This window comes from Saccharomonospora saliphila YIM 90502 (genome assembly GCF_000383795.1).
GTDB classification, from domain to species: domain Bacteria; phylum Actinomycetota; class Actinomycetes; order Mycobacteriales; family Pseudonocardiaceae; genus Saccharomonospora; species Saccharomonospora saliphila.
Genome location: NZ_KB912728.1, coordinates 4,787 through 10,329, shown reverse-complemented (window position 1 = coordinate 10,329; position 5,543 = coordinate 4,787). Strand labels below are relative to the sequence as shown.

At 74.1% G+C, this 5,543-nt stretch carries 2 protein-coding genes; both read right to left on the bottom strand.

The window, feature by feature from the left end; all coding sequences use genetic code 11:
- On the bottom strand, positions 1-1,350 hold a 1,350-nt coding region (locus SACSA_RS0118950), incomplete at its 3' end, for a condensation domain-containing protein (protein WP_232213012.1).
- On the bottom strand, positions 1,347-5,543 hold a 4,197-nt coding region (locus SACSA_RS23835; protein WP_019819307.1), incomplete at its 5' end, for a non-ribosomal peptide synthetase. The genes SACSA_RS23835 and SACSA_RS0118950, both read right to left, overlap by 4 nt.

The following is a 5,543-nucleotide window of genomic DNA, read 5'->3' as shown; positions in this document are numbered from 1 at the left end:
GACGGCGTCGCCGGAGAGCAGCCGCCCGCGCTCGGTGCCGGTGAGATCGTCCACGGTGCCGACGGCGGCGTCCGGGTCGGCCGCCACCCGCTCGAACAGCCGCACCAGGCGGTCGCGCAGGTCCCCGGCGGCCTCGTCGGTGAGGCAGTCGCGCCGGTAGGACAGGCGCAGGACCAGGTCGTCGGCCATCAGTCCCGCCGCGAAGCTGAGCGGGTAGTGCGTGCCGTCGCGCCCGGTGCCGCCGGTGACGCGCAGTCCCCCCGCGCTGAGCCGCTCGGTGTCCGCCTCCACGGGGAAGTTCTGGAAGACGGTCACGGTGTCGAACAACCGGGGCAGTCCCGCCTCGGCGCTCACCTCGGCCAGCCGGACGTACTCGTGCTCCATCAGCTCCGAACGGCGTAGCTGGAGGTCGGTGAGCATCGTGCGCAGCGACGCCGACGGGGTCAGCCGGACCCGCACGGGCAGGGTGTTGACGAACAGGCCGACCATCGACTCGACCCCGGGCAGCTCCGGCGGCCTCCCGGAGACCGTGGTGCCGAACACCACGTCGCCGGTGCCGGTCAGACGGCTCAGCAGCAGGCCCCAGCATCCCTGCACGAGGGTGTTGAGGGTGACTCCGACCTCGCGCGCGGTGGTGGTCAGCCGCGTCGTCAGCTCGCCGGGCAGGGTCGTGACCACCTGCGCGGGCCGCTCGGTCGCGGGAGGCAGATCCGGCCACAGTACCGTCGGCTCGTCCAGTCCGGACAGCTCCGCGCGCCAGGCGTCGAGCGACTTGCGCTGGTCCCGTTCGGCCAGCCACTCCAGATAGTCCCGGTACGGCCGCGGCGCGGGAAGGGCCGTGTCGTCGCCACGATGGGCGTAGAGCTCGAACAGCTCCCGCACCAGGATCGGCATCGACCACCCGTCGAGCAGCAGGTGGTGCTTGCACAGCGAGAGCCGGTAACGCTCCGGCCCGAGGCGCAGCACCGCGAACCGCAGGAGCGGGGGCCGGGTGAGGTCGAACCGGGCGGCGCGCTCGGCGCGCTGGAGGCGCTCCAGCTCGGCCTCCCGCCGTTCGGGTTCCAGCGCCGAGAGGTCGAGCTGCCGCCACGGCAGCCCGACGCCACGGTGCACCACGGCCACCGGTTCGCGCACGTTCTCGTGCCGGAACCCGGCCCGCAGGTTCGGGTGCCTGCGCAGCAGCGCCTTCGCCGCGCGCTTGAGCGCCACGACGTCCAGCTCGCCCTCGAGGTCGAGCAGCATCTGCGAGATGTACGGGTCCTCACCGCCGTCCTCGAGCAGGGTCTGGAACAGCAGTCCCTCCTGCAACGGGGACAGCGGCAGGATGTCTTCCACGCGGGGGGTACTCACTGCGCCATCTCCCACTCGGTCGCGAATTCGTCGTCGAGGTCCGGGGCGTCGAACTCGGCGTCGTCGAGGTCCGGGTCGTCGAGGTCCGGGTCGTCGGACTCGCCGGAGCCGGCGTCGCCGAGTCCGGCCTGGACGGCGTCGAGTTCCTGCTGGGTCAGCGACACCAGGCCCAGGTCCGAGGGGGTGAACCCCCCGGCCGTGCCGCTCTCGCCGTGGGCGACCAGGGCGCGCAGCGCGCCGGAGAACGCCTCGGCGAGCCGGACCACACCGGCCTCCTCGAGCACCCGGCGCGGCCACGACCAGACGACGACGAGCCGGGGTCCGTCCGGGTGGTCCTCGGCCACGGCGTTGACCGCGAGCGCGTGCGCCATCGGCGTGCGCGGGTCGGGTCTGCCTCCGGCCAGGTCGGCCCCGCCCACCGTGTCGCCGTCGGTGACGGCGGTCCACGGTTCCGCGCCCTGCGCTCCGGCACCGGCGGCGACCCTGCCGAGGTAGTTGAAGCTGAGCTGCGGCTCGGGTTCGGCCGCGAGCACGGAACGCGTGTCGTGGTTGAGGTAGCGCAGCAGGCCGTAGGTGATGCCGCTGTCGGGGAGCGCGCGCAGGGTCTCCTTCACCGAGCGCAGCACCCGGCCGACCACCGGTCCTCCGGCGTCGACCTCGGCGAAGTCCAGTTCGCCGGGGTCGAACCGCACCGGGTAGCGCGAGGTGAACCAGCCGACGGTCCGTGTGGTGTCGACCCGCGCCGAGGCGGGAGCCACGTCCTCACGGCCGTGGCCTTCGAGGTCGACCAGCACCCCGGCGGGCGGGTCGTCCTCGGCGCCGTCGGCGGCGTCGAGCGCCTCGTCCTCGCCGAACTCGTCGTCAAGGTCGCCGAGATCGCCGAGATCGCCGAGTGGGTCGCTCTCCGCGCGCCAGCGCGCCACGGCCAGCGTCAACGCGGTGAGCAGGACCTCGTTCGGTCCCGCGCGGTAGGCGGCGGGCACGCTCGACAGCAGTGGTGCGGTGACGTCGGCGTCGACGTGCTGGACGTGGTATTGCATCTCGGCGAGCGTGTCCTGGGTCGGGTCGAGGGGACGCTCGCCCAGCAACGGGTCGTGCCCGGCGAGGGTGGCGACCCAGTCGTCCAGTTCGGCCACCCTCCGCTCGTCGTAGGCGGCGGCCCGCAGGTGCTCGGACCACCGGCGCAGCGAGGTCCCCACCGGCGGCAGCTCGACCGTCTCCCCGGCGGCCACGGCCCGCCAGGCGGCGGCGAGGTCGTCGACGAGAATCCGCCACGACACGCCGTCGACCACCATGTGGTGTGCCACGATCAGCACCCGGTCCGCGCCCTCGCCGCCCGCGTCGAACCACACCACGAACAGCTGGCGGCCCGACTCCGGCTCGGTGCGCGCCCACGTGGCCGCGCTCTCCTCCGAGATGACCGCGCGCACGGCGTCGGCGTCCAGCCCCCGGACGTCCCTGCGGCGCACCACCTCGGCGGCGTCGACCGCGCCGGGTTCCGGCACGTGCAGGCTCCACTGGGTGCCGCCGGAGTCCCGCTCCAGCCGCAGGCGCAGGGCGTCGTGGTGGTCGAGCACCGCGCGCACCGCCTCGGTCAGCCCGGCCAGGGTGAGCCCGTCCGGTGCGCGCAGCAGCATCGACTGGTTGTAGCCGTTGACCGGTCCACCCCGCTCCCGGAACCGCGCGACGGCGGGGGTGAGCGCCACCTCTCCCGTGCCGACGTCGGGTTCGCCGCCCGCCGCGGTGTCGAGGGCGCCCGCCACCCGCGCGAGCGCGGTGACCGTCTTGTGCTCGAAGATCTGGCGTGGGGTGAGCACCAGTCCGGCCTGGCGGGCCCGCGCGACGAGCTGGATCGACAGGATCGAGTCACCGCCGAGGTCGAAGAAGTTGTCCCGCACGCCCACCGAGTCGAGGCCGAGCACGCCCGCGACCAGGCCTGCCAGCACCTCCTCGGTGGCGGTGCGCGGCGCGTCGGTGCCGGTAACCTCGTTGAAGTCCGGTGCGGGCAGTGCCGCGCGGTCGAGCTTGCCGTTCGGCGTCAGCGGCAGGGCGTCGAGCCGGACGAACGTCGCGGGCACCATGTAGTCGGGCACGGCCGCGGCGACGTGGGCGCGCAGCTCGGTGGCCGAGAACGACGCCGGGTCGGTGGCCACCACGTAGCCGACCAGCCGCCGGTCGCCGGGCGTGTCCTCGCGCACGATCACCACGACGTCGCGTACGGACTCGTGCGCGGCCGCGACGGACTCGATCTCGCCGAGCTCGATGCGGAAGCCGCGCACCTTCACCTGGTCGTCGCCCCGCCCGGCGAACTCCAGCAGCCCGTCGCGCCGCCACCGGGCGAGGTCGCCGGTGCGGTACATCCGCTCCCCCGGGCCGCCGAACGGGTCGGCGACGAACCGTTCGGCCGTCAGGCCCGGGCGGCCCAGATAGCCGCGCCCGAGCTGGGCCCCGGCCACGTACACCTCTCCGGTGACGCCGGGCGGCACCGGCGACAGCGCGCCGTCGAGCACGTACACCCGCACGTTGTCGAACGGCCTGCCCACCGGCAGGGCTCCCGAGGGCACCTCGTCGCCGGGGTGGACGCGGAACTCCGCGCAGTTGACCGTGGTCTCGGTCTGGCCGTAGACGTTGAGCACCGTGGTCTCCGGGTTGCGCTCGCGGAAGTCCGCCAGCGCCTCGCCGAGCAGCAGCTCCCCGCCGAGCAGCAGATGCCCGGACGGCGAGTACCGCTCGGGCAGCGCCCGCAGCAGGGCGAGGTGGCTCGGAGTGCCCTTGCCGAAGGTGCACGCGCGCCCGTCCAGCAGTCGCCGGGTGGGCTCGGCGTCCTCGAGGACGGTCAGGTGCACCTGTCCCCCGGCGACGAGACAGGTGTAGAGCGCGGTCACGGTGAGGTCGAACGAGATCGGCGAGTGCACCAGCGCCATACCCGCCGTGCTGGGGTACTCCCGCGCGGTCCACGCGAGGTAGGTGGAAAGCGCCCGGTGCTCGATCACCACGCCCTTGGGCCGTCCGGTCGAGCCGGAGGTGTAGATGACGTAGGCCGGGTCCCGCGGCGACCGGACTCCGGTGCGGTCTCCGGGTGTCAGAGGCGCCGCGTCGCGGGCGTCCACGTCGGCCACCACGGCGGGCTCGTCCAGCGCCAGCGACGCGGCGCCGAGGCTGGCCTCGGGCAGCCGATCCGTGACGCCGCTCCAGGTCAGCACCAGCACGGGCCGCGCGTCGGAGACCATGTACTCCACCCGTTCGGCCGGGTAGTCCGGGTCGAGCGGGAGATAGCCCGCGCCGGTGCGCAACACCGCCAGCAGTGCCACCACGAGATCCGTGCCGCGCGGCAGCGCCACGCCCACGAACCGCTCCGGTCCCGCGCCGCGCTCGACGAGCAGCCGCGCCAGCCGGTTCGCCCGCGCGTCCAGCTCGGCGTAGGTCAGGGCGCCGTCATCGGCGCTGACCGCCGTCGCCGCCGGGTCCGTGCCCGCCCGGCGGGCGATCAGCTCGTCCACCGGAACCTGCTCCACCGGGACGTCGGCGCCCTGGCACTCGACCAGCAGCCGCCGCCGCTCCGCCTCGTCCAGGACCGCCAGAGTCCCGATCGGACGGTCCGGGTCGGCCACGGCGTCGGCGAGCAGCCGGAGCAGCCGCTGCCCCAGATCGGCGACGGTGTCCTCGTCGAACAGCGCGGTGCTGTAGTCGAGCTCACACTCCAGGCCCGCGGGGTGCCCCGTGGCCCCGGAGTGCTCGGTGACGTCGAGGCAGAGGTCGAACTTCGCGCTCGCCGCGGTCAGCGGGAGCGGCTCGGTCTCCAGCCCGGGCAGCCGCACCGTCCACTCGGGATTGTTCTGCACGCTGAGCATCACCTGGAACAGCGGGTGCCGTGCGGGCGAGCGGTCCGGGTTGAGCGCGTCGATCACTCGCTCGAACGGCACGTCCTGGTGGGCGTAGGCGGCCAGGTCGGTCTCCCGCACGCGGCGCAGCAGTTCGGTGAAGGTGGGGTCGCCGGAGGTGTCGGTGCGCAGCACGAGCGAATTGACGAAGAACCCGACCAGGCCCTCGGTGGCGGCGTCGGTGCGCCCGGCCACCGGGGTGCCGATGGGCAGGTCGGTGCCCGCGCCCATCCTGGTCAGCAGAGCCGCCAGCCCGGCCTGGAGCACCATGTGCAGGCTCACGCCCCGCGCCCGGGCCAGGGCGCGCACGGC